Below are 24,073 nucleotides of genomic sequence, written 5' to 3'. Positions count from 1 at the left end.
CATCGCGGGTCAATGGTGCGGGAAGGCGGTTTTACGATGGGGCCCATGTCCGAGAGCAGAGGTGTCCGCGCCGTGAAGTCGGCGTCCCGAACGGTCGCCCTGCTGGAACTGCTCGCGGGGCGCGGCGACCGGCCCGCCCGCCTGGACGAACTCGCGGCGGAACTGGCGGTGCCGCGCAGCAGCATGTACCAGCTGCTGCAGACCCTCGTCGACTGCGGCTGGGTGCGCTCCGACACCACCGGCTCCCTCTACGGCATCGGGATCCGCGCCCTGCTCACGGGTACCGGCTATCTCGACGGCGACGCGCATGTACGGGCGGTGCGTCCCTGCCTCGACGAAGCCTCGGACACGCTCGGCGAGACGATCCACCTGGCGCGGCTCGACGGCTCGGACGTCGTCTACCTCGCGACCCGCGAGTCCCACGAGTACCCGCGCACCCTCAGCCGGGTCGGCCGCCGGGTCCCGGCCCACGCCGGTGCCCTCGGCAAGGCGCTGCTCGCCGAACGTCCCGACGAAGAACTCCCGCTCCCCGCAGGCCCGTTGGCCGCTCTGACGGAGAACACGCACACGGACCGGGCCGCCCTGCTCGCGGACCTCGCCCGGGTGCGCGAGCGCGGCCACTCCGTCGACCGCGAGGAGACGGTGCCCGGTATCGCGGGCTTCGGCTTCGCCCTGCGCTACGACACACCCGCCGTCGACGCCGTCAGCTGCTCGGTTCCCGTCACCCGGCTCACGGACGAGCACGAGGCCCGCATCGTCTCCGTCATGCGGGAACTGCGGACGAGGATCGAAACCCTCGCCGCCCCGGCGCCGGGCGCTCCCGACTGGCGCTGACCGGGGAAGCACGGGCGCGGAGCCGACCAGGGCCGGCCTCCCGCCGGCCGGCGCTCTCCCGGACCGCGCCGCGTGGTCCGGCCGCCCACGACCGTGCTCCGTGGTCCGGCGCACCTCAGATCATGGCCTTGTCCAGATAGCACCAGCGCCAGTCCTCGCCCGGCTCCAAGGACCGGATGACGGGGTGACCGGCCGTGGCGGCGTGCGCCCGTGCGTGCTGGAGCGGCGAGGAGTCGCAGCACCCGACGTGCCCGCAGGTCAGGCACATCCGGAGATGCAGCCAGGTGGAGCCGATGTGCATGCACTCGTCGCAGCCGTCCGGAGTGCGCGGTGTCACGGAGCGGATGTACGACAGATGAGGGTCGGGCCGCGCCGTCGCCATGGCGTGCCTCCTTCCTCCGCCCTTCGCGCGGGGCGGGTTCAAAGGCGAACGGACAGGCTCTCCTCGACCCACTGCTCCAGAGCCGGCGCGGGGGCCGCTCCGGTCCTCCGGGAGATGACCTCACCCTTGTCGAGCAGCAGCAGGGTCGGCACGGCCTGCACCTGGAACCGCTGCGCGAGCCGCGGACTCCGGTCGATGTCGACCTTGACCAGCTTGACCCGTCCGGACAGTTCGCGGGCGACCTCCTCCAGCGCGGGGCCGACCGTCCGGCAGGGCCCGCACCAGGTGGCCCACAGGTCGACGAGGACGTACGGCCTCGCCTGCTCGGCGACCTCCGCGAAGTCCGCGTCACCGGCCTCGGTGATCCACGCCAGCGGGGCCTGACAGTTCCCGCAGCGCGGTGTGCCCGCGGCCGCCGCCGGCACCCGGTTGGCACGGCCGCACCGATCGCAGGTGACCGTTCCGGCCCGACTCGTGCCCACCGCGCTCACGCGGCCTTCCGGACGTCCGGCGCCGCCGGTTCGCCGTAGGTGACGACCAGTTCGCCGTTCTGCGCGTCGACCCGGATCGTCGAACCGTCCCGCACGTCACCGCGGATCAGCGCCCGGCCCACGAGCGTCTCGACCTCGTGCGAGATGTAGCGGCGCAGCGGACGTGCTCCGTACACGGGGTCGAAGCCCTGCCGGGCGATGAGTTCGAGCGCCGCCCGCGTGAGATCGACGGTGATCTGCCGTTCGGCCAGGCGCCTGCGCAGGTCGGTGAACTGGAGCTCCACGATGCGCTCGATCTGGGGCAGGCCCAGCGGCTTGAACAGCACGATGTCGTCGATCCGGTTGAGGAACTCGGGCCGGAAGTGGCTCTGCAGCTCACCCAGTACCAGGGCGCGCGCCTCGGGCTTGATCTCGCCGTCGGCGGTCACCCCGTCCAGCAGGTGCGCCGATCCGATGTTGGACGTCATGATCACCACGGTGTTGCGGAAGTCGACCGTACGGCCCTGCGAGTCGGTGATGCGGCCGTCGTCGAGGACCTGCAGCAAGGTGTTGAACACATCCGCGTGGGCCTTCTCCACCTCGTCGAACAGGACCACGGAGTACGGCTTGCGGCGCACCGCCTCGGTGAGCTGGCCGCCCTCCTCGTAACCGACGTAACCGGGAGGCGCTCCGACCAGCCGGCTGACGGTGTGCCGCTCCTGGTACTCGCTCATGTCCAGGCGGACGATGTTCTCCTCGGAGTCGAAGAGCGCCGCGGCGAGCGTCTTGGCGAGTTCGGTCTTCCCGACGCCGGTGGGGCCGAGGAAGAGGAACGAGCCGATGGGCCGGCGCGGGTCACGGATGCCGGAGCGGGCCCGGATGATCGCGTCGGCGACCAGCTTGACCGCCTCGTCCTGGCCGATCACCCGCTCGGTGAGGATCTCGTCCAGCCGCAGCAGCTTCTCGCGTTCGCCCTCCTGCAGCCGGGTGACGGGGATTCCCGTCCAGGCCGCCACGATCTCCGCGATCTCGTCCTCCGTCACCACCTCGCGCAGCAGCTGGTTGTCGCCCTGCTTGGAGTCGAGCCGCTCCTCCTCGGACGCCAGCCGGCGTTCCAGCTCGGTGAGTCTGCCGTAGCGCAGTTCGGCGGCGCGGTCGAGGTCGTAGCTGCGTTCGGCCTCCTCGGCGTCCTGCCGTACCTGCTCCAGTTCCTGGCGCAGTTCCTGCACCCGGCGGATGGCCTGGCGTTCGGCGTCCCACTGGGCGTGCATCGCGTCGGACTCGGCGCGCAGGTCGGACAGTTCGCGGCGCAGTTCCTCCAGACGCTTGGCGCTGGCGGGGTCGCTCTCCTTGGCGAGCGCCGCGTCCTCGATCTCCAGCCGGGTCACCCGGCGGGTGATCCCGTCCAGTTCGGCGGGCATGGAGTCGATCTCGGTCCGCAGGCGTGCGCAGGCCTCGTCGACCAGGTCGATGGCCTTGTCGGGCAGGAACCGGTCGGTGATGTAGCGGTGGCTGAGCGTGGCCGCCGCGACCAGCGCGGTGTCCTGGATCTTCACACCGTGGAACACCTCCAGCCGCTCGCGCAGCCCGCGCAGGATGGACACGGTGTCCTCGACGCTCGGCTCGTCCACCACCACCTGCTGGAAGCGGCGTTCGAGTGCCGCGTCGGACTCGACGTACTTGCGGTACTCCTCCAGGGTCGTCGCACCGATCATGTGCAGTTCGCCGCGGGCCAGCATCGGCTTGAGCATGTTCCCGGCGTCCATGGCGCCCTCGGCACCACCGCCCGCGCCGACGACCGTGTGCAGTTCGTCGACGAACAGCAGGATGCGCCCCTCGGCCGCCTTGACCTCGCTGAGTACGGCCTGCAGCCGCTCCTCGAACTCGCCGCGGTACTTGGCGCCCGCCACCAGCGAACTCATGTCGAGCGAGAAGATCGTCCGGTCGCGCAGGCCGTCGGGCACGTCACCCCGGACGATGCGCTGCGCCAGACCTTCCACGATGGCCGTCTTGCCCACGCCCGGGTCGCCGATGAGCACCGGGTTGTTCTTGGTCTTGCGGCTCAGGATCTGGATCACCCGGCGGATCTCCGCGTCCCGGCCGATCACCGGGTCCATCCTGCCCCCGCGGGCCTCGGCCACCAGATCACGGCCGTACTTCTCCAGGGCCTCGTACGACGCCTCGGGGGTCGCCGAGGTGACGCGCTGGTTGCCGCGGATCCGGGTCAGCGCGGCCAGGAAGGCGTCCTCGGTGACGCCGAACCTCTTGAGCAGGCGTCCCGCGGCGGTCTGGGAACCCTCGTCCGCCAGCGCCAGCAGGAGGTGTTCGACCGACACGTACTCGTCCTTGAGCCGCTTGGCCTCCTGCTCGGCCGCGTCCAGCACCCTGGCCAGCCGCTGGGTGACGTACACCTGACCGGGCGTGGCACCGGGCCCGGTGACCTTCGGCCTGCGCGCCAGTTCGTCCGAGAGGGCGGAGCGCAGAGCCTGGGTGTCGGCACCGGTCTGGTCGGCCAGGCGCGCGATCAGACCGTCCGGCTGGTCGAGGAGGGCGAGCAGCAGGTGCTCGCCGTCGACCTCGGTCTGGTTGAGCCGGCCGGCGATCGTCTGTGCTTCCTGCACCGCCTGCTGGGACCTCTGGGTGAGCCGGTTCATATCCACGATTCATCACTCCTGGAGCCGGCGTTGCTGCGCCTCAGCGCGTCCTCCAGCTCACTGATCCGGTCGAGCAGATCGACCACCAGACCCAGGGAGGCGTAGTTGAGGGGGAGCGCGGCCCGTAGACGTTGGATGCGGGCGAGGGCGACGGGAGCGGACGGGTCGAACCACAGCCGCCCCGTCGCGTCCCGGGCGGCGTCGACGAGGCCGAGGGCGACGAACCGCCGTACGAGATCCGGGTGGATACCGGAGCGGAGGGCGACGGCGTCGAGACCGAGCCTCAGGGGCGGACCGAGGGTGGCGGTGCGCACCCGGACGTTGAGGACCGGCGGGGCGGCCGGTACGGCGGTGCGGCGGCTCGCGCCGCCGGGACGGGGGGCGGTGGTCATCGGGGCCTCCTCGGGTCGAAGGCGGACACGGCGGCCAGTTCCTCGAAGAGCTCGCGTTCGCGGGCGGTGGGCTCGGGCGGCACCATGATGCGGATCTCCGCGTAGAGGTCACCGCCTGGGCCGCGCGGGTTGGGCATGCCCTCGCCGCGCAGCCGGAGCCGCCGACCGCTGGAGGAGTTCGCGGGGACGGTGACCTTGGCCGTGCCGCCGGGGGTGGGCACCGGCACCGTCGCGCCGAGCGCCGCCTCCCACGGCGTCACCGGGGCGACCACGTGGATGTCCCGCCCCTCCAGCCGGAAACGTCCGTCGGGCTTGATGCGCACCCGGAGATACAGGTCGCCCGGCGGGCCGTCGCCGCTGCCGTGGCCGCCCTCACCGGCCAGCCGGATGCGCTGGCCGTCCACCACACCGCGCGGGACGGTGACGTCGTAGCTGCGCTGTCCTTTCGGGCCGCCCAGCGTGATGCTGCGCCGGCCGCCCCGGTACGCCTCCTCGACGCCGAGCTGGATCTCGGCCTCCTGGTCGGCGCCGGGCACCGGGCCCCAGCCTCCGCTGCCTCCGCCGCCCCGTCCGAACATCCCGCCGAACAGGTCCTCGAAGTCGACGCCCGAGCCGTCGAAGCCGGCGCCGTCGGCGCTCCGGAAGCGGACCCCGCCGCCGCCCCCGCCACCGCCCGCCCACCCGGCCCGGCCGCCGCGGGCGCCCGCCGCCGCGGCCACCCGCTCGTCGTAGTCCTCCGGGATCTGCCGGAAGTCGTCGCCGAAGCGGTCGTAGCGCTGCCGGGTCCTGGGGTCGGAGAGCACGCTGTAGGCGTCGTTGAGCTCCTTGAAACGCTCCTCGGCACCGGGATCCTTGTTGACGTCGGGGTGGTGCTTGCGCGCCAGCGTGCGGAAGGCCTGCTGGATCTCCTCGGCACTCGCGGTGCGCGGCACCCCGAGCACCTCGTAGTAGTCGCGTGCCATGAGGCGTCACTCCTGCCGCTTGCTGACCATGACGAACGCGGGCCGCAACTGGTTGCCGTCCGCCCCATAGCCCGGACTCACCACCTGGGCCACGGTGTTCGGCTCGGCGCCGGGGTCGTCGACGACCCCGACGACCTCGTGTCTGGTCGGGTCGAAGGGCACCCCGGTCTCTTCGTGGCGCGGGTATCCGAGACCGCGCAACACCTCGACCGCCTGGTCGCGCACGGTCTCGATGCCCTTCAGCACGGCGGAGGGATCGGCGTCTGCGTGCGCCAGGGCCCGTTCCAGGTTGTCGAGGACCGGCAGCCAGGCCGCCGCGGTCCGGGCGCGTTCCTGACCGCGCACGCGTTCCAGTTCCTTCGCGTGGCGCTTGCGCAGGTTGTCCAGGTCGGCGAGCGCGCGGCGCCAGCGGTCCCGGAGTTCGTCCAGCTCCGCGGCCTGGTCCGCCGCCTCCGGCCGCGACGGGGCGGCCGGGTCCGTGGGGAAGGCGGCGTCGGCGGTGCGCTGTTCGCCGTCGGGGGGCGTCACGGGCTCCTGTCCGGTGGCCATGGCCGCACCTCAGTTCTTGTCGAATTCGGCGTCAATCACGTCGTCGGAACCCGTCGGGGCGCTCGTGGTGTCCTGCACGCCGGGCGCGGCCTCCGCGGCCTGGCCGGCGCCCGCCTGATGGGCGGCGAGGGATGCCAGCACCTGCTGGAGCTCGGAGGTCATCGGCCGCACCTTCTCCGGCGGCGCGTCCTGCTGGACGGCTTCGCGGGCGTCCGAGACGAGCATGTCCGCGCGGGCCCGCTCGTGTTCCGGCGCGGCCTCGCCCAGTTCGCCGAGACGTCGCTCGACCTGGTAGGCGACGGCGTCCAGTTCGTTGCGCGCGTCGACGGCGTCGCGCAGTGCCTGGTCCTCGCCGCGATGCTGTTCGGCCTCCTGGACCATCCGTTCGACCTCGCCCTGGTCGAGATTGGAACCCTCACTGATGGTGATGCTCTGTTCCTTGCTGGTGTCCTTGTCCCGCGCGGTCACGTTCAGAATGCCGTTGGCGTCGATGTCGAAGGTGACCTCCACCTGCGGTTCGCCGCGCGGTGCCGGGCGGATGTCCTTGAGCTGGAAGCGGCCCAGGACCCGGTTGTCCGCGGCGAGTTCGCGCTCGCCCTGCAGCACGACGACATCGACGGCCTCCTGGCTGTCCTCCGCCGTGGAGAAAGTCTCGGAGCGGCGCACCGGGATCGTGGTGTTCCGCTCGATGAGCTTCGTCATGACCCCGCCACGGGTCTCCACACCCAGCGACAGCGGCGTGACGTCGAGCAGCAGGACGTCCTTGACCTCGCCCTTGAGCACGCCGGCCTGGATCGCCGCGCCCAGCGCCACGACCTCGTCCGGGTTCACGCTCATGTTCGGGTCCTTGCCGCCGGTCAGCCGTCGGACCAGGTTCTGCACGGCCGGGATACGCGTCGAGCCGCCCACGAGAATGACCTCGTCGATGTCGTTCTCGCCGACCTTGGCATCGGTCATCGCCTGCTTGACCGGCTCCAGGGTCCGCTCCACCAGATCGGCGGTGATCTGGTCGAACTTGGACCTCATGATCGTCTCGGTCAGGTGCTTGGGCCCGGAGGCGTCCGCGGTGATGAACGGCAGGCTGACCTGCGTCTGGGTGACCGAACTCAGCTCGGTCTTGGCCTTCTCCGCGGCTTCGAACAGCCGCTGCAGGGCCTGTGGATCCTTGCGCAGGTCGATGCCGTTCTCCCGCTGGAAGGTGTCGGCGAGCAGGTCGACGATCCGACGGTCGAAGTCGTCGCCGCCCAGATGACTGTCCCCCGCGGTCGAACGCACCTCCACCACGCCGTCGCCGACGTCCAGAATGCTCACGTCGAAGGTGCCGCCGCCCAGGTCGAAGACGAGCACGGTCTCGTGCTGCTTCTTCTCCATCCCGTACGCCAGCGCCGCCGCCGTCGGCTCGTTGATGATCCGCAGCACCTCGAGGCCCGCGATGCGGCCGGCGTCCTTGGTCGCCTGGCGCTGCGCGTCGTTGAAGTACGCAGGCACGGTGATGACCGCTTCGGTGACCCGCTCGCCCAACTGCTTGCCCGCGTCGTCGGCGAGCTTGCGCAGCACCTGCGCGCTGATCTCCTCGGGCGAGTACAGCTTGTCGCGCACCTTGAAGCGGGCGACCCCGCCCTCGCCCTCGACGACGTCGTACGCCACCGCCTTGGCCTCGGCGGACACCTCGTCGTAGTGCCGGCCGATGAAGCGCTTGGCCGAGTAGATGGTGCCCTTGGGATTGAGGATCGCCTGGCGCCTGGCGAGCTGGCCCACCAGACGTTCGCCCCCCTCGGCGAAGGCGACGATGGAGGGCGTCGTGCGCGAGCCCTCGGCGTTCGGTATGACAGTGGGTTCACCGCCCTCCCATACGGCGATCACCGAGTTGGTGGTGCCCAGATCGATTCCGACTGCCTTGCCCATGAGGAACTCCTTCGCCTGCCGCCCCGGCGTGCGCCCCTGTCCGGGGACGGCGGTCGTGTTCAGGTCGGGTCCGTGCGTCGGCGGGCGCACGCGCGTCGGGCGCCCGGAGCGCCCCGCGTCGTGGCTCGCGTCCCTGCCAGACTGTTACGGGGCTCCGAGTGACGCCTGCGCCCGACGGGGTGAAATTCGGGCCCCGGCCTCGACCTGGCAGGACAGGGCACGCCTCCCCGTACGACAGGCGGCCGAAAGGCGCAAAAGCTACTATTACGGCATGCCTGGCATGGCTGAGGACGCCTCCGGTGCGGGGCACCAGGGCATCGGACCGCGCGGCTCGCCCAGCCAGGTGCCCTCCACCGCACCCGCCTCCTGGGGCCGTAAACAGCTGGCGAGCCTGTACGACGTGTTCGTACTGGCCGTGACGATGCTCGACGCCCCGGGAGCACAGGAGATCCTGCGCCTGGCCATGGACGCGGTGCCGCGCCTCACCGGCTGCCGGCCCGAGGGCTGCTACCTGCTCAGGGACGGGCGCTTCGAACTCGACACCCCACCGAGCGCACCCTCCCTCGAAGGCCGGGCCCCGAAGGAGCTGCCGGCGGCGGTCCGACAGCTGAGCGCACTGGACGGACAGGACGGCACCCTCCGGTTCCGGGAGGGCGGCTGGGGATGGGCCGCGGGCCTGCGCGGCTCCCGCGGACTCCTCGGCTACCTCGTCGTCAGCGCCCCCGAGCCGCCGTCCGGCGACGAGTGCTTCCTCCTGTACGCCCTCGCGCGGCCGACCGCCGCCGCCCTCTACAACGCCGACGCCCGCAGCCGCGACCGGGAGTACGCCCGGCAGCTGTTCCGGGCGATCGAGGAGCGGGACGCGGTCAACGAACGGCTGACCACGCTGGTCGCGGAGCTGGAGGCGCAGCACACCGTCCACGACGTCCTCTCCCGCGCCCACGACGGCGACGCGGGAGAGGACGGTATCGCCGCGGCCGTGTACGAGCTGACCGGCCTCGCCACCTGGATCGAGGACCGATTCGGCAACCCGCTCGCGCGGGCGGGACCCGGCGTGGACGGAGCCCATGACAAGCCCGATCCGACGCTGCGCGAACAACTCCTGCACCGCGCGATGCGGACCCCGGACCCGGTCCGCCACGAGGGCCGTCTGATCGGGGTGGCCCGTCACCACGGTGAGATCCTCGGCACGATCGAACTCATCGACCCGGGGGGCGTGGCGGGTGACGCCGAGGCGTTCGCGCTAGGCCACGCGTGCACCGCGCTGGCCCTGGAGCTCGCCCACCGCCGCAGCCTGGCGGAGACCGAACTGCGCATGAGCCGCGATCTCGTGGAGGACCTGCTCACCGGAGCCGACGAGGGCGGCGCGTACGCCCGCGCCGAGGCCGTCGGCCACGATCTGCACGGACCGCACCATGTCGTGGTCGCCCAGTGGCAGGCCACGGCCGCCGACGACCGGTTCCTGGACGCCGTCGACCGCGCCGCGCGGGGACTGGGACTGCGGTCGCTGCTCGCCCGACGCTCGGACATGGCGGTGCTGATCGTCCAGGGAGGGCCGCGCGACCCCGGACTGTACGGCGCCGTCGCCGGCGAGGTGGGCTCGTGGCGAGGCGCGGTGGGCATCGGGAGCCTGTGCGAGACGACGGGCGGCCTTCCCCACTCCTACGAACAGGCCGTCAGCGCGCTGCACGTACGCCGGCAGTCACAACCCCCGTACGGCACCGCGGTCTACGAGGAGCTCGGCCTCTACCGCATCCTGGCGAGGGGGAACGACGCGCGGGACGTCACCTTCTTCGTCCGCGAGTGGCTCGGCCCGCTGCTCGACTACGACGCCACGCACGGCACGGACCTAGTGCACACCCTCACCCGGTACTTCGACCACGGCGGCAACTACGACGAGACGGCGCGGGCCCTCGCCGTCCACCGCAGCACGCTGCGGTACCGGTTGCAGCGCATCCGGGAGGTCAGCGGACGGCGGCTTGACGACGTGGACAGCCGTTTCAACCTCCAAGTGGCGACGAGAATCTGGAAGGTGAGCGGGCCGGCGGCCGAGGGGAACGCGCACTCGGACTCGCTACCCGGCGGGTGAGCCCGGTGACGGGCCGTACGTACGGGGTGTGAGCGCGCCACAACCTCCTTGTCCGGCAGGTGAATCCGCCCGCGACACGCTTGACCGACGGCTCTGCCCGTAGTGGGCCGGTCCCTTTACTCGAACCGTGACGGATCGCCCGCCCCGCGGCGTACGATCTCGGGTTCACCCTGCGAGAAGTCGATGACGGTGGTCGGCTCGACGCCACAGTCACCGGAGTCGAGGACCGCGTCGACCACGTGGTCGAGCTCGTCCTTGATCTCCCAGCCCTGGGTGAACGGCTTGTCCTGGTCGGGCAGGAGCAGCGTGCTCGACAGCAGTGGCTCGCCGAGCTCGGCCAGGAGCGCCTGGGCGACGGCGTGGTCGGGGATCCGGACGCCGACGGTCTTCTTCTTCGGGTGCAGCAGTCTGCGCGGTGCCTCCTTCGTCGCCGGCAGGATGAAGGTGTAACTGCCCGGGGTCGAGGCCTTGACCGTGCGGAACACCGAGTTGTCGATGTGCACGAAATGGCCCAGCTGCGCGAAGTCCTGGCACATGAGGGTGAAGTGATGCCGGTCGTCGAGCCGGCGGATGGAGCGGATGCGATCCAGTCCTTCCCGGTTGCCGAGCTGGCACCCCAGCGCGAAGCAGGAGTCGGTCGGGTAGATGACGAGACCGCCGCCGCGGATGATCTCGGCCACCTGGCTGATGATCCGCGGCTGGGGGTTCTCCGGATGCACGTCGAAGTACTTGGCCATACGCCGAGCTTAGATCGCCCGGCGGTGACGCTCAGGGACGTGCCGAGTGCCGCCGCCGCCCGACCGGTTCACGGGACGCGGCGCCGGGGTCCGTGCCGGCATCGTGGAACACAGCCGCCGTACGGGCCGGGCAGGTTTCACAGGGACTTCGACCACCAGCGGGTGGTGGTCCGGGATCGCCGTCCACAGGGGCGGCGCGCGCCGTGATCGGCGCGACCCATGGCGTGGGCGGAGCGTGCGGGGGAGTCCGTGGAGGGGGGAGTCCATGGAGAAAGCGGTACGGGGCGGGACGCGTCGAGCCGCGAAGGTGCCGACGGCGCGTCACTGAGTACGGACTTCACCGCGTAGCGGCTTCATCGAGTACGGGCTTCGCCAGGTACCGGCTTCACCGCGTACCGGCTTCGTCGAGTACGGGCTTCGCCAGGTACCGGCTTCACCGCGTACCGGCTTCATCGAGTACGGGCTTTGCCACGTACCGGCTTCACCACGTACTGGCTTCACCGTGCGCGGACTTCACCGGGTCCGGCGCTGGGCGTGGCAGGCCGGTCAGGCGTCCGGCGGCGGCCGAAAAGAGCCCTGGGCGGCGGTGAATGTCCAGCAGGCAATGGTCAATTTCAGCCGTAGATTTGGCATCGCCATGACAAAGCGTCGACCGTGATGCCAGTCTGCTCATGAACGTTCACCGTTCCTTCACCTCCCCCCACCTCTCGCGCGCCGCCGAGTTCGGTCACGCCTCCGTGCGTCACCTCGTGCAGCGCCCTTTCCTGCTCAGCGCGTTGCCCGCCGGCCCACCCAGCCGGCCCGCTCTCTCGGCCTCGACCACAGGCCGATCGTCGCCAGAAGGAGAAGCCCTTGTCACGGCCACGCCATTCCTCGTACCGCCGCAGATACACGGCGGTGTTGGCGCTCGCCACCGCGAGCACTCTGCTCGCCGCCGGATTCCAGGCCGGCATCGCGTCCGCGGCGCCCCACGGCAGCGGTCACGCGAAGATCGTCGCCACTCCCCGGGCCGGTGCGGCCCCCGCGAAGCTGTCTCCCGCCCAGCACGCCTCCCTGCTGAAGAGCGCGACCGCCGCGGTCGGGGACACCGCGCGGATCCTCGACCTCGGCTCCAAGGAGAAGCTGATCGTCAAGGACGTCGCGAAGGACGCCGACGGCACCACGCACACCCGCTACGAGCGCACCTACGCCGGCCTCCCGGTCCTCGGCGGCGACCTCGTCGTGCACACCAAGGACGGCCGTAGCACCCTGTCCGAGGCCACCAAGGCCACCCTCAAGGTGCCCACCCTCACCGCCGGCGTCGGGTCGGCCACGGCCGCCCGGAAGGCACTGACGGTCGCCAAGAAGGCCGACGCCACACGTCCGAAGGTCGACGGCACGCCCCGGCTCGTCGTCTGGGCCGCCGGAGCCGAGCCGGCGCTGGCCTGGGAGTCCGTGGTCGAGGGCACCCAGGACGACGGCACCCCGAGCGAGCTCCACGTCATCACCGACGCCACCTCGGGCAAGGCCCTCTTCGACTATCAGGGCGTACGGACCGGTACGGGCACGGGCCAGTACAGCGGGACGGTGCCGGTCGGTTCCACGCTCTCCGGCTCCACGTACCAGCTGGTCGACGGTGACCGCGCGGGGCACCGTACCTACGACCTGAACCAGGGCACCTCCGGCACCGGCACCCTGTACACGGATGACAACGATGTCTGGGGAGACGGCAACCAGAGCAACCGGCAGACGGCCGGTGTGGACGTCGCCTTCGGCGCCGCGGCCACCTGGGACTACTACAAGGACGTCTTCGGCCGCAACGGCATCCGCAACGACGGGGTGGCCGCCTACAGCCGGGCGCACTACGGCAACGGGTACGTCAACGCCTTCTGGTCCGACACCTGCTTCTGCATGACGTACGGGGACGGCGCGAGCAACGCCCACCCGCTGACCGCCCTCGACGTCGCCGCGCACGAGATGAGCCACGGCGTCACCGCCGCCACCGCCAACCTCACCTACTCGGGCGAGTCCGGCGGCCTCAACGAAGCCACCTCGGACATCTTCGCCGCGGCGGTGGAGTTCCACGCCGACCTGGCCTCCGACGTCCCCGACTACCTCGTCGGCGAGAAGATCGACATCAACGGCAACGGGACCCCGCTGCGGTACATGGACAAGCCCTCCAAGGACGGGGCGTCCCGCGACTACTGGGACTCCTCGCTGGGCGGCGTCGACGTCCACTACTCCTCGGGACCGGCCAACCACTTCTTCTACCTGCTGTCCGAGGGCAGCGGCGCCAAGACCGTCAACGGGGTCTCGTACGACAGCCCGACCTTCGACGGCGTGCCCGTGACCGGCATCGGCATCGAGAACGCCCAGCGGATCTGGTACCGGGCGCTCAGCACCTACATGACCTCCAGCACCAACTACGCCGGCGCCCGCGTCGCGACCCTGCAGGCCGCGGCCGACCTCTTCGGCGCCTACAGCGACACCTACCTCGCCGTCGCGGCCGCCTGGGCCGGGATCCACGTCGGCGACCGGATAGCGCTCGGCGTCAACGTCTCCCCGATCGACGACCAGGTCAGTGGCGTCGGCCAGCAGGTGTCCCTGCAGACCAGCGCCTACACCACCAACTCCGGCGCCGGTCTGACGTACGAGGCCACCGGCCTCCCGGACGGTCTGACCATCAGCGACACCGGGCTGATCTCCGGCGTCCCGACCACGACCGGAACCAGCACCGTCACGCTCACGGTCACCGACAGCACGGGTGCCACCGTCTCGACCGGCTTCGACTGGCGGATCGCGAACATCTACGTCAACGGGACACGCGTCGACATCCCCGACGTCGGACCCGCGGTCGAGTCGCCCATCACCGTCACCGGCCGGACCGGCAACGCCTCGGCCACCACCCAGGTCTATGTCAAGATCGTCCACACCTACCGCGGTGACCTGACCGTCGATCTCGTCGGCCCGAACGGCACCGTCTATTCGCTGCTGAACCACAGCGGCGGTTCCGCCGACAACGTCGACCAGACCTTCACGGTCGACGCGTCCGCCCAGCCCGTCGACGGCACCTGGATCCTCCGGGTCCGGGACACCGCCGCGATCGACGTCGGCTACATCCAGCAGTGGCAGCTCACGCCCTGACGCCCGCCGCTCCGACCCGGTCCTGTCCCCTCTGACCCGACTCGCCCGTCCGGACCGCCTCGCGCGGACCGGGCGGGCGAGCCCGTTCCGCCCGTCTAGCCGGTGACGTGCTCCGTGCGGGGGGTGAGGACGAGCATCGTGACATCGTCACGCACCGCGCCGCAGAAGTGCAGGAGGTCCTCCCAGAGGCGGGTGGTGAGGTCGGACGGCGTCTCGTGCGCGAACAGGGTCAGGCGCTCGGCCAGGGGATAGAACGCCCCCGTCGCGTCCCTGCTCTCGGTCACACCGTCGGACCCGAGGAACAGTCGGTCGCCGGGTTCGAGCAGGACCGTGCGGACATGCGGCGGAGAGAGCTTGAAGAATCCCAGACCGAGCGGAGCCCCGGGTTCCAGGACCAGTTCGACAGCCTTTCCACCGCGCAGCAAATACGGATGCGGGTGCCCGCACGAGGTCAGTCGTACGCTGTCCGCGATGGCGGAGAACTCCAGCAGCAGGGCGGTGGCGAACAACTCGGCGTGCTCGGTCTGTGCCGAGTCGACGATCAGCCGGCGGTCGAGGCGGCCCGCCGCCGAGGTCAGGTCGCGCTGGTCGAGCACCGACTCGCGGAACGCCCCCAGGAGCGAGGCGACCGTTCCGACGGCCGACAGACCGTGCCCCTGGACGTCACCCATCACGGCTCGTACGCCGTAGGGCCCGTCCCGTACGTCGAAGAAGTCACCGCCGACCAGGGTCTCGCGTTGCGCCGCGCGGTACAGGCCCACGCATCGCACGGGTCCGACGGACTCGGGAAGCGGCGCCAGCACGGCGAGCTGGGCCGCCTCCGCGACGGTGCGCACCGTGACCAGGTCGGCGTCGCGACGGCTGCGCACCAGGGACAGGACCACGCTGAGCGCCGCGATGAACACGATGGTCAGCAGGTCGGTGTTGCCCGGATGGTTGAGCTGGAGCGCCGGAACGACCAGCAGGGCGACGACGATGGCGCCGTAGACCGCGGTCACCAGGGGCCCGTAGGAGAGCACGGCCAGGGACGGGACTACGCCCAGCAGGAATCCGATGTCCACCGGTCGCTTGCTGGCCAGTTCCGTGCCGCAGACCACCACCAGCAGAACCGGCGGCAGCACCCGCACCCAACGCGGGGGCGGTGCTCCGCGCAGCCAGCCACGCTCCTTCTTCTCCCGTAGTAGTGGGACGGCCGCGCCCATAGCACTCCTCCCTCCTCCACCACGCTCCTACGTCCGGCGCCCGTGCGCATTACGGTGGCCATTTCATGGGGCCGAACGGAGAAAGTCTCCGGAGCGGTGGTTGAAATTCGGAATTTCCTGCCGGGAATTGCCTCCCGCGGAACACGTGTCGGAGCCGGAGAAGAGGACACCCGGTCCTTCGAACGCGCACCCGCACCGAACGCGGACCCGCGGAGAACGGGGACTCGCGGAGAACGCGGACCCGCACACAGACAAGTGGAAGGACTTCTTCGTGAACGAGAACCTGTGGGCCTACGCTCCTACCGCCGGTCACACCCCGGACGCCGATCTGACCGGGTACCGGGTGGACGCGAGCGACGGCCACATCGGCAAGGTCGACAAGCACTCCGATGAGGTCGGTTCTCAGTACATCGTCGTCGACACCGGCATCTGGATCTTCGGCAAGGAGGTTCTGCTGCCGGCCGGGACGATCACCGCGATCAGTCACGAGGACAAGACCGTCCACGTCTCCCGGACCAAGGACGAGATCAAGTCTGCGCCGGAGTTCGACAAGGAGAAGCACCTCGGCGACCCCCACTACCGCGACCAGCTGGGTGGACACTACGGGTCCGGTCACTGACACCGCCTCCCCGCGGACACTCGTGCGCCGGTGCCGCCCCCTCCCCGGGGGCGGTACCGGCGTCCGCGTCGTCACGGAGTGCCCCGGTCGACCCGGCGAAGGAGTGATCCACGCCTTTCCGCATCCGGGCGGGCGGTGCGACGGGTAGACCGGTTCAGGAGAGCGCGGAGGCGTGCCACCCGGGCCGTGGGTCCGGACGCCCCGCGCCCGACGGAGCCGCTCAGCGAAGGAGAGCCTCATGGCCGCCACCCGCGGTGTGCCCGATGTGCTGGTGGTCGGGGCCGGCCTCGCCGGTCTGGCCTGCGCCCACGACCTCGTCAGCGCCGGGTTCGGTGTCCGTGTCCTGGAGGCGTCGGACGGCGTCGGCGGACGCATGCGGTCGGACCGCCACGAGGGGTTCGTGCTCGACCGCGGATTCCAGGTGTTCAACACCTCCTATCCACAGGTCCGGCGTCGTCTTCCGCTGCGTGACCTGCGGCTGCGGCCCTTCACCCCCGGCTTCCTCGTACACACCGACGACGGTGTACTGCGCTTCGGCGACCCGACCCGGAAACCGCACCGGCTCGGCGATCTGCGCCCGGGGCGGTTCGTGGGGAGCCGGGACCTGCTCGCCCTGGGCGTCCTGTCGGCCCGCGACATGGCCGCTCCGGTCCGTTCGCGGACCCGCGGCGACGACCGCACGACGCGCACCGCGCTGGCGGATGCCGGATTCTCCGAGGAGTTCGTCGAGAGGTTCTTCCGGCCGTTCCTCTCCGGGGTCTTCCTGGAGGACGAACTGGAGACCTCCAGCAGGGTCTTCCACCTGATCTGGCGCAGCATGTTGCGCGGCACCCTGTGCCTGCCGTCCGAGGGCATCGGGGCGGTGCCGCGGTTGCTCGCCGCCGCGCTGCCACCGGAGGCCGTGAACCTCGACACCCCGGTGGCCCGGCTCACGGACACCGGGGTCGCCCTGGCCGCGGGCGGCGAACTGCCCGCGCGAGCGGTGGTGGTGGCGACCGGCCCGGGTCCGGCGGCCGCGCTGCTGCCCGGGCTCGAGGTACCCGCCTACCGGGTGGTGACGACGTACTACCACGCCGCGGCGCACTCCCCGCTGAGCGAACCCACCCTCCTGACGGACGTGCGTGGAAGATTCCTCAACACCTGCGTCCTGAGCGAAGTTGTGCCCGGCTACGCCCCCGCCGGGAGCGCGCTGATCGCCACGTCCGTGCTCGGCGACGACCGCGAGGGCCGCGAGAACGAGGTGCGCCGGGCGCTCTCCGAGGTGTACGCCACAGACGCGGGCGACTGGCAGTTCCTGAGCGCTCGCACCGTCCCCGACGCGCTGCCCGCGATGCCGCCACCGCAGCCGTTGAGCCGCACCGCCCGGTTCGCTCCGGGCCGCTACGTGTGCGGCGACCACCGGGCCACCGGGTCCGTCCAGGGAGCACTGGCCTCGGGCGCACGCGCGGCCCGCGCGGTGGCGCGGGACCTGGCGTGGTGAGGGCGCGGGACCTGGCGTGGTGATGGCGCGGGACCTGGCGTGGTGATGGCGCGGGATCTGACGTCGTGATGGCGCGGGACCTGGCGTGGTGAGGGCGCGGGACCTGGCGTGGTGATGGCGCGGGACCTGACGTCGTAGTGGTGCGGCAGGCCACGGCGCCGCGGCTTCGCACGGGAGAACCAGGGCATTCCCATGGGAGGGCTCCGGTTCGCATGGGGGAGCCCCGACTGGACGGGGGAGACCAGCCGGGGCCGCGTGAGGTGTGGCCGGCGGAGGGCGGTCGCCTCTCGGCGGAGGGCACCATGGGGCTTCAGCCGGACGATCGTCCCCATGGGCTTCGGGTAGGGCCCGGGGACACTGTCCCCTCCGCAGCCACATACCGGCCAACGGTCGGCCGCCACGGGTTGTTCCCGGGGCGTCCCCGTCACCGCTGTGAGGTGCGGAACATCCGCGGACGCGGCGTCCTCAGCCGAGGAAGTCGGCGACGAGCGTGGCGAACTCCTCGGGGGCGGCCAGTCGAATGCCGAGGTCCTCGGCCTTGGCACGCTTGGACCCGGCGTTGGCCCCCGCGACGACCAGGGCGGTCTTCTTCGAGACGCTGGAGGAGGAGCGGCCACCGGCGCGTTCGATGAGCTCGTTCATCTGATTGCGGCTGAGCTTCTCGAGGGCACCGGTCATCGCGCCGGTGACGACGACCGTCATCCCGGCCAGTGGGCCGCCTGCCGCCGCCCCGCCCTCCCCGTCGGCTGCCGCGTCCGCGTTGGTGGCGGTGGCGTCGCCGGCGGCGGTCGTGGGGACCGGCGGAATGGCGCCCGGTTCGGTCATGTTGACCCCGGCGGCCGTGAGTCTGTCGATGAGCGGGGCCAGTTCGGCCAGCTCGGCGACGATGGACGGGGCCTTCTCGGTGCCGATGCCCTCGACCCGTTGCAGCGTCTCGGCGTCGGCGGCCCGGATGAGATCCATGGTGGCGAAGTACCGCGCGATACGACGGGACATGGAGCGTCCGGTGCCACGGACGCCGAGCGCGCACAACACCCGTGACAACGGCTGTCCCTTGGCCGCCGCGATCGCGGCGAGGAGATTGTCCGTGCTGGTCTCACCCATCCGCTCCAACCCCAGGAGCTGTTCGCGGTTGAGGGCGAACAGATCGGCGAGGTCGGCGACCAGACCGGCCTCGACGAGCTGGACGACACGGGTGGACCCGAGGCCCTCGATGTCGAGCTGGTCGCGTCCGGCGGCGTAGGAGAGGGCGGCGACCAAGTGGCAGTTGCGGCCGTTCGCACAGCGCCAGCGCTGCTCGCCGGTGTCGATGGCGGACCCGCACCGCGGGCATGCCTCGGGGAAGACGATCGGCTCCTCGTCGCCGGTGCGCAGATGGGCGACCGGGGCTTCGACACGGGGGATGACGTCACCCGCGCGGTGCACCATGACGTGGTCGCCCAGGCGCAGATCGCGGCGGGTGATGTCCGCCGGATTGTGGAGCGTGGCGTAGGTGATGGTGGAACCGTCGATCTCGACCGGCTCCAGGACGGCGCGCGGGGCGATGATGCCGGTGCGGCCCACGTTCCACTCCACCCCCAGCAGCCGGGTGATCTTCTCGACCGCGGGCAGCTTGTAGGCGATGGCCCAGCGCGGGGCACGCGAACCCGATCCGGCGGCCCGCTGGTCGGCGGCCAGGTCGGCTTTGATCACGATTCCGTCGATCCCGAAGGGCAGCTCGGCTCGCAGCGCCGCGATCTCCTTGACGCGCGCCAGCACCTCCTCGGTGGTGTCGGCGGTGATGCCGGGCACGGCGGTGGTGGCGGTGGTGCTCACCCCGTACGCGCCGGTCCGTGCCATGAGGTCGCTGTGCGCCAGCTCGGCCAGACTCTCCGCGAGGGCGCTGTCCGTGTCGGGCAGCGGCAGCAGGCCGTACGCGAAGAAGCTCATCGGCACGGTGTAGGCGCGGTCCTTGGCGCGCAGGGTGCCCGCCGCGGCGTTGCGCGGGTTCGCGAACGGCTGGCCGCCGTGCCGGGTGCGCACCTCGTTGGCGTACTCGAACTGGGCGGTGGACATCAGGACTTCACCGCGTATCTCCACCGTGACCGGCTCGGTGAGCTGCCGCGGCAGACCTTCGACGGTGCCGATGGCGTGCGAGACGTCCTCCCCGGCCGTCCCGTCGCCCCGGGTGACGAGTCTCTCCAGACGGCCGCGGGTGTAGCGGGCGGCGATCGCGAGTCCGTCGAGCTTCGGCTCCACACTGAAGCGGGTGGCGTCGTGGCCGATCCGGCGGGCCAGTGACGCGGTCCACGCGCTGAACTCCTCGGCCGAGAAGACGTTGTCCAGGCTCAGCATCGCCACCGTGTGCGGCACATCGCCCTCCACGGCGCCGCCGGCGACCTTGCCCGTCGGCGAGTCGGGCAGCACCTCCTCGGGGTGCTCCGCCTCCCACGCCGCGATACCGCGCACCAGCCGGTCGTAGGCGTCGTCGTCCAGTACCGACGTGCCGCCCGTGTAGTAGGCGGCCGACGCCCGCACCGCGTCCTCGACCGCCTGCGCGTAGGCGACGGCGTCCACGATCACTGCAGCTGGTGTTGTCATACCCGCCATCCTGCACGCCACCACTGACAACGCCCTCCCGCCACCGTCGTCCGCGGAGTGCTTACGGAGTGTTTACGGAGTACTTGCGGAGTGTCTGTTCCCGCGACGCCTCCTTCCTCGGGCACCGCCGCGCGAGCACCCTCGCCGCGACGCCCCCTTCCTCGGGCACGGCGGGCGGTCCGCGCGGGGGGTGACCAATCCGCGCGGTGCCCGGCGACGGATGATGGGTGGGCGACGGGACACTGTGCCCGTCGGCGGAGCCGGGCCACAGGAAGAGGTGCGATGGACAGCCGTACGCAGAGGACGCCCTTGGGCGCTGCGGGTCGTCGGGCCACCGGGGACCGTCCGGCCCTGGTGCCGCTCAGGCACGGGGGTCCGGCCGGGGCGGCCGTGCTCGTCCTGCACGGAGGCAGGGCCGACGGCCTGGCGCCCTCACGGCCCTGGCACGTGGCGGCGCTGCGGATGCGGCCCGTCGCCCGTGCCGTCGCCGCGGCGGTGCCGGACGATGAGGTGTTCCTCGGCCGGGTCCGCTACCGCCACCGGGGATGGAACGGTTCGCGGGCCGACCCGGTCCAGGACGCCCGGCAGGCCCTGACCGAGCTCACCCGGCTCGTCGGGGAGGTGCCCGTGATCCTCGTGGGCCATTCCATGGGAGGCCGTACCGCACTGCGCGTCGCCGACGCACCTCAGGTCAGGGGAGTGGTGGCGCTCGCCCCCTGGTGTCCGGAGGGCGAACCGGTGGCCCAACTGCGGGACCGGCAGGTGATAGTGCTCCACGGCGACCGGGACCGGGTCACCGATCCAGAGGCGTCCGTCTCGTTCGTACGCCGTGCCCGGGAGGCCGGTTCGCACGCCGGCGTCCTGCTGGTGAAGGCCGGTGACCACGCCATGCTCCGGCGGTGTGGAACCTGGCACCGGGCCACGGGGGCGGCGGTCGCCGAACTGCTGACGTCCGGCGGGCCACCAGGTCCGGCCGACGGGCTGCTGGCCACCGCGCTGTCGGCGTCCGGGGCCGGTGTGCTCTGACGCGGGTCGCGGGACGGGAGTCGTGAACTGCGCGAAGTACCAGTGATGTGGCGGGGGTCCGGGCGGCGGCAGAAAACCCGGTGACCCGCCCCCTCCGGGTTGCCTACACTCGCCACACATCGCGCACCGGAAGCGGAGCCGCTTGCACAGCCGACGGCGTTCCTGCCGGCCCGGCCGGTGGCTCCGCGGGACATAGCTGCGCGCGCCGTCACCAACCGAGGGGAGCCGGGCCGTGCGTCACCGCATCGCTGTCGTGGTTGCCCCCGCGCGGTACGAGGTGATCCTCGTGTCTACGTGGAACCGGTGCCGGCCGCGCGGCCCGCACCGGTCGTCCGCGACGAACTTCTGACCTCTGCCCGTCCGTTGTCGGGTCGGCCGGCCCCGTACGCCCAGATGCGCGGGTGCCGTCGCTCCACCCTGCCAGGGGTCCAACTCCGGTCCGATCACGGGCCGCTTCGTCCGGCAATCGCGCCGCTCCGTTCCGGATCGTCCCGAAAGGCCGTGGCCGTGCGCACCGACCTGCACCGTCATCCCGAGAATCCACCCACCGCCGTCCGCAACCTGGGCATCCTCGCCCACGTCGACGCCGGCAAGACCACCCTCACCGAGCGGATCCTGTACGTCACCGGGACCACGCACAAGCGCGGTGAGGTCCATGACGGCACGACCGTCACCGACTTCGACCCGCAGGAGCGCGACCGTGGCATCACCATCTTCGCCGCGGCCGTCAGTTGTGCCTGGGACGGCCACCGCATCAACCTGATCGACACCCCGGGTCACGTCGACTTCTCCGACGAGGTGGCGCGTTCGCTGCGTGTCCTCGACGGGGCCGTCGCGGTGTTCGACGCGGTCGCCGGAGTGGAGCCGCAGAGCGAGTCGGTGTGGCGGCAGGCGGACCGGTACGGCGTGCCGAGGATCGCCTTCGTCAACAAGCTGGACCGTACGGGTGCCGACCTCGACTCGGCGGTCGAGTCGATCCGGCGGCGGCTGCATCCGGCGCCGCTCGTCGTTCAGTTGCCGATCGGTACGGAGTCCGGCTTCACCGGTGTGGTGGACCTGCCGCGCATGCGGTCGCTCGTCTGGACCGAGGGCCTCGACACGGCCGAGGAAGGTCCGGTGCCGGAGGAACTGCGTGCTGAGGCGGACCGCCGTCGACGGCTCCTGGAGGAAGCGGTGGCGGAGCTCCATCCGGCCGCCCTGGAGGAGTTCTGCGCCGAGGGGAGCGTCTGCGCACCGACCCTGGTCGCCGCGCTGCGCGACCTGACCCGGACCGGTGACGGCGTCGTGGTGCTGTGCGGTTCGGCCTACCGCAATCGCGGCATCGAACCGCTGCTGGACGCGGTCGTCGCCTACCTGCCCTCGCCGCTTGACGTGCCCGCGGTACGCGGCACCCAGGACGGCGTGGAACAGGAACGGGCCGCCGATCCGCGGGCGCCGTTCGCGGCCCTGGTGTTCAAGGTGAACGCCACCGGCACGGGGCGGCTGACGTACCTGCGCGTCTATTCGGGAACGATCGGGAAGGGAGAGACGGTGTGGGAGTCGGGCGCGCGGCGCGTCGAGCGGATCGGCCGGATCCTGCGGGTCCAGGCCGACCGCCACGCCCCGCTGGAACGGGCGGTCGCCGGTGACATCGTCGCGGTGGCCGGGCTGAAGTCGGCCCGCGCCGGGTCGACGCTGTCCGCACCCGGGGCCCCCTTGGTGCTCGAGCCGCCGGCCGTCGCCGAACCGGTCGTCTCCGTGGCGGTCGAGGCCGGGGGGAACACCGAAGCGGACCGCCTGGTGTCGGCGTTGGCGCGACTGGCCGAGGAGGATCCCTCGCTGGTCGTCCGCACCGACCCCGAGACCGGTCAGACGGTGCTGTCGGGCATGGGAGAACTGCATCTGGAGGTGGCCGTGGAGAAGATCCGGCGCGCGCACGGGCTGGACGTCCGTGTCGGCAGGCCGAGGGTGTCCTACCGGGAGACCGTCGTCCGCGGGGTGTCCGGGCTCGTCCACCGGCACGTCAAACAGGACGGCGGCGCGGGCCAGTTCGCCCATGTCGTCATCGACGTGGAGCCGATGGAGGCCGGCCGGGACACCGTCGGCGACCTGTCGGACGACGGTGCGACACGGTTCGGGTTCCGCTCGGCCGTGGTCGGCGGCCGGGTACCGCAGGAGTACGTCCGTGCGGTGGAGGCCGGATGCCGGGACGCGCTGGCCGAAGGGCCGCTCGGTGGCAATCCGGTGACCGGGGTTCGGGTCGTCCTGACCGATGGAGCGACCCATCCGAAGGACTCCTCGGAGATGGCGTTCCGCACGGCCGGCCGGCTCGCGTTGCGGGAGGCGTTGCGGGCCTGCGCGATGGTGCTCCTGGAACCGGTGGTCGACCTCACGGTCACCGTGCCCGACGAGGCCGTCGGCGGGGTGCTCGGCGACCTCGCGGCACGCCGCGGGCAGGTCTCGGGCTCCGTCACGCGTGCGGGTGCCGTGGTGATCAGTGCCGTCGTGCCGCTGGCCGAACTGTTCGGCTACGCGACGCGGCTGCGCAGCCGGACCCGGGGCCGCGGCGTCTTCGCCACCCGGCCCGCCGGTTATGCCCCGGCGCCGAGCACGGCGTCCCACGGGACACCGACCCGGTGACCCAAGGGCCACCGGACGGGTGACCTGTACGCGGATCCGCCCGCGCCCCGGCCGGTGACCCGCGTTCCGGTTCGGCCCACCCCCGGGCCGGTCCCGCCCCTACCCGGGCGGGACCGGTGACGGGATCACCCCGGAAACGGGGAACGGGGAACGGGGGAGAACGGAGAACAGGGACCAAGGAACAGGGGACGGCGGGAAGGCGGGAACGCGGATCTCGGTACACGCCGGATGTGCCGTGCATGCTTCGTCCCGGCCGGGGCACACGCAACCACAGGCAGCTCGAGGAAGCCCACCCCCCTGGCAACTTCGAGCCCGACGGTCCCGCCCGCAGTCACCCCCCGACTGTGGGCGGGGCCGCGTCATGTGGTGGGGCGACCTCACGGGGCCCGAGTCCGGGAAGCCCGGAAACGCGTCATGCCGGGGGCCGTTTCCCCCACCGGAATTCCGGTG

At 71.5% G+C, this 24,073-nt stretch carries 17 protein-coding genes; 7 read left to right on the top strand and 10 right to left on the bottom strand.

Annotated elements, in window-relative coordinates; translation table 11 throughout:
• Nucleotides 1-45 precede the first annotated feature (45 nt).
• Complete coding sequence (locus tag ACFVTC_RS35035; RefSeq protein ID WP_390132562.1) at nucleotides 46-834, top strand: IclR family transcriptional regulator; 789 nt, start codon at nucleotides 46-48, stop codon at nucleotides 832-834.
• Nucleotides 835-949: 115 nt separating this feature from the next.
• On the opposite strand, the gene ACFVTC_RS35030 is transcribed toward ACFVTC_RS35035, so the two are convergent.
• The 7 genes from ACFVTC_RS35030 to dnaK are packed head-to-tail and all read right to left on the bottom strand — an operon-like array spanning nucleotide 950 to nucleotide 8,148.
• Nucleotides 950-1,216, bottom strand: a complete 267-nt coding sequence (locus ACFVTC_RS35030) for a UBP-type zinc finger domain-containing protein (protein WP_390132560.1) — start codon at nucleotides 1,214-1,216, stop codon at nucleotides 950-952.
• A 38-nt stretch (nucleotides 1,217-1,254) separates the two neighbouring features.
• Entirely contained in the window at nucleotides 1,255-1,698 is a 444-nt protein-coding gene (gene trxA, locus ACFVTC_RS35025) for a thioredoxin (protein ID WP_390132771.1), read from the bottom strand.
• Between the two features lie 5 nt (nucleotides 1,699-1,703).
• A complete protein-coding gene (gene clpB / locus ACFVTC_RS35020; RefSeq protein WP_390132558.1) occupies nucleotides 1,704-4,346 on the bottom strand; it encodes an ATP-dependent chaperone ClpB in 2,643 nt (880 codons plus the stop codon).
• Nucleotides 4,337-4,732 carry a chaperone modulator CbpM gene (locus ACFVTC_RS35015; RefSeq protein WP_390132556.1) on the bottom strand — a complete coding sequence of 132 codons (396 nt, stop codon included), beginning with the start codon at nucleotides 4,730-4,732 and terminating at the stop codon, nucleotides 4,337-4,339. The genes clpB and ACFVTC_RS35015 overlap by 10 nt, the downstream gene beginning before the upstream one ends.
• Nucleotides 4,729-5,694: a DnaJ C-terminal domain-containing protein gene (locus tag ACFVTC_RS35010; protein ID WP_390132554.1), complete on the bottom strand. Its 966-nt coding sequence runs from the start codon at nucleotides 5,692-5,694 to the stop codon at nucleotides 4,729-4,731. Before ACFVTC_RS35010 ends, ACFVTC_RS35015 begins: the two co-directional genes overlap by 4 nt.
• 6 nt (nucleotides 5,695-5,700) lie before the next feature.
• Nucleotides 5,701-6,243: a nucleotide exchange factor GrpE gene (locus ACFVTC_RS35005; RefSeq protein WP_390132552.1), complete on the bottom strand. Its 543-nt coding sequence runs from the start codon at nucleotides 6,241-6,243 to the stop codon at nucleotides 5,701-5,703.
• Nucleotides 6,244-6,252: 9 nt separating this feature from the next.
• Nucleotides 6,253-8,148 carry a molecular chaperone DnaK gene (gene dnaK, locus ACFVTC_RS35000; RefSeq protein WP_390132550.1) on the bottom strand — a complete coding sequence of 632 codons (1,896 nt, stop codon included), beginning with the start codon at nucleotides 8,146-8,148 and terminating at the stop codon, nucleotides 6,253-6,255.
• A 271-nt stretch (nucleotides 8,149-8,419) separates the two neighbouring features.
• Here dnaK and ACFVTC_RS34995 point away from each other — a divergent pair, with 271 nt between their 5' ends.
• Complete coding sequence (locus tag ACFVTC_RS34995; RefSeq protein WP_390132548.1) at nucleotides 8,420-10,237, top strand: PucR family transcriptional regulator; 1,818 nt, start codon at nucleotides 8,420-8,422, stop codon at nucleotides 10,235-10,237.
• A gap of 116 nt (nucleotides 10,238-10,353) precedes the next feature.
• Here the strand turns inward: ACFVTC_RS34995 and ACFVTC_RS34990 are convergent, their stop codons facing one another.
• Nucleotides 10,354-10,974: an L-threonylcarbamoyladenylate synthase gene (locus ACFVTC_RS34990; RefSeq protein ID WP_390132546.1), complete on the bottom strand. Its 621-nt coding sequence runs from the start codon at nucleotides 10,972-10,974 to the stop codon at nucleotides 10,354-10,356.
• A gap of 852 nt (nucleotides 10,975-11,826) precedes the next feature.
• Here ACFVTC_RS34990 and ACFVTC_RS34985 point away from each other — a divergent pair.
• Nucleotides 11,827-14,097, top strand: coding sequence for a M4 family metallopeptidase (locus ACFVTC_RS34985; RefSeq protein ID WP_390132544.1), 2,271 nt, complete (start codon nucleotides 11,827-11,829; stop codon nucleotides 14,095-14,097).
• A 95-nt stretch (nucleotides 14,098-14,192) separates the two neighbouring features.
• Here ACFVTC_RS34985 and ACFVTC_RS34980 read toward each other — a convergent pair whose 3' ends face one another.
• A complete protein-coding gene (locus tag ACFVTC_RS34980; protein ID WP_390132542.1) occupies nucleotides 14,193-15,299 on the bottom strand; it encodes a PP2C family protein-serine/threonine phosphatase in 1,107 nt (368 codons plus the stop codon).
• A 271-nt stretch (nucleotides 15,300-15,570) separates the two neighbouring features.
• Here ACFVTC_RS34980 and ACFVTC_RS34975 point away from each other — a divergent pair, with 271 nt between their 5' ends.
• Complete coding sequence (locus tag ACFVTC_RS34975) at nucleotides 15,571-15,918, top strand: PRC-barrel domain containing protein (RefSeq protein WP_168532607.1); 348 nt, start codon at nucleotides 15,571-15,573, stop codon at nucleotides 15,916-15,918.
• Nucleotides 15,919-16,156: 238 nt separating this feature from the next.
• Nucleotides 16,157-17,398: an NAD(P)/FAD-dependent oxidoreductase gene (locus tag ACFVTC_RS34970; protein ID WP_390132540.1), complete on the top strand. Its 1,242-nt coding sequence runs from the start codon at nucleotides 16,157-16,159 to the stop codon at nucleotides 17,396-17,398.
• 465 nt (nucleotides 17,399-17,863) lie between these two features.
• Here the strand turns inward: ACFVTC_RS34970 and ligA are convergent, their stop codons facing one another.
• Entirely contained in the window at nucleotides 17,864-19,978 is a 2,115-nt protein-coding gene (ligA, locus tag ACFVTC_RS34965) for an NAD-dependent DNA ligase LigA (protein WP_390132538.1), read from the bottom strand.
• A gap of 282 nt (nucleotides 19,979-20,260) precedes the next feature.
• On the opposite strand from ligA, the gene ACFVTC_RS34960 reads away from it, so the two are divergent.
• Entirely contained in the window at nucleotides 20,261-21,004 is a 744-nt protein-coding gene (locus tag ACFVTC_RS34960; RefSeq protein WP_390132536.1) for an alpha/beta hydrolase, read from the top strand.
• Nucleotides 21,005-21,511: 507 nt separating this feature from the next.
• The gene (gene fusA / locus ACFVTC_RS34955; protein WP_390132768.1) at nucleotides 21,512-23,623 is read left to right on the top strand and encodes an elongation factor G; all 2,112 of its coding nucleotides are present in this window, start codon (nucleotides 21,512-21,514) and stop codon (nucleotides 23,621-23,623) included.
• Nucleotides 23,624-24,073: the final 450 nt, after the last annotated feature.

Origin of the sequence: Streptomyces sp. NPDC057950 (assembly GCF_042887295.1) — a bacterium.
In the GTDB taxonomy this organism is placed as follows: Bacteria; Actinomycetota; Actinomycetes; order Streptomycetales; family Streptomycetaceae; genus Streptomyces; species Streptomyces kaempferi.
The sequence above is the reverse complement of the archived record's forward strand: the minus strand, read 5'-3'. Positions and strand labels throughout refer to the sequence as shown.

Bases quoted from the DNA above. Each gene is read 5' to 3' on its own strand.
- ACFVTC_RS35035 (WP_390132562.1), top strand. From the start codon at position 46: ATGTCCGAGAGCAGAGGTGTCCGCGCCGTGAAGTCGGCGTCCCGAACG.
- ACFVTC_RS35030 (WP_390132560.1), bottom strand. From the start codon at position 1,216: ATGGCGACGGCGCGGCCCGACCCTCATCTGTCGTACATCCGCTCCGTG.
- ACFVTC_RS35015 (WP_390132556.1), bottom strand. From the start codon at position 4,732: ATGACCACCGCCCCCCGTCCCGGCGGCGCGAGCCGCCGCACCGCCGTA.
- ACFVTC_RS35010 (WP_390132554.1), bottom strand. From the start codon at position 5,694: ATGGCACGCGACTACTACGAGGTGCTCGGGGTGCCGCGCACCGCGAGT.
- ACFVTC_RS35005 (WP_390132552.1), bottom strand. From the start codon at position 6,243: ATGGCCACCGGACAGGAGCCCGTGACGCCCCCCGACGGCGAACAGCGC.
- dnaK (WP_390132550.1), bottom strand. From the start codon at position 8,148: ATGGGCAAGGCAGTCGGAATCGATCTGGGCACCACCAACTCGGTGATC.
- ACFVTC_RS34995 (WP_390132548.1), top strand. From the start codon at position 8,420: ATGCCTGGCATGGCTGAGGACGCCTCCGGTGCGGGGCACCAGGGCATC.
- ACFVTC_RS34990 (WP_390132546.1), bottom strand. From the start codon at position 10,974: ATGGCCAAGTACTTCGACGTGCATCCGGAGAACCCCCAGCCGCGGATC.
- ACFVTC_RS34980 (WP_390132542.1), bottom strand. From the start codon at position 15,299: ATGGGCGCGGCCGTCCCACTACTACGGGAGAAGAAGGAGCGTGGCTGG.
- ACFVTC_RS34970 (WP_390132540.1), top strand. From the start codon at position 16,157: ATGGCCGCCACCCGCGGTGTGCCCGATGTGCTGGTGGTCGGGGCCGGC.
- ligA (WP_390132538.1), bottom strand. From the start codon at position 19,978: ATGACAACACCAGCTGCAGTGATCGTGGACGCCGTCGCCTACGCGCAG.
- ACFVTC_RS34960 (WP_390132536.1), top strand. From the start codon at position 20,261: ATGGACAGCCGTACGCAGAGGACGCCCTTGGGCGCTGCGGGTCGTCGG.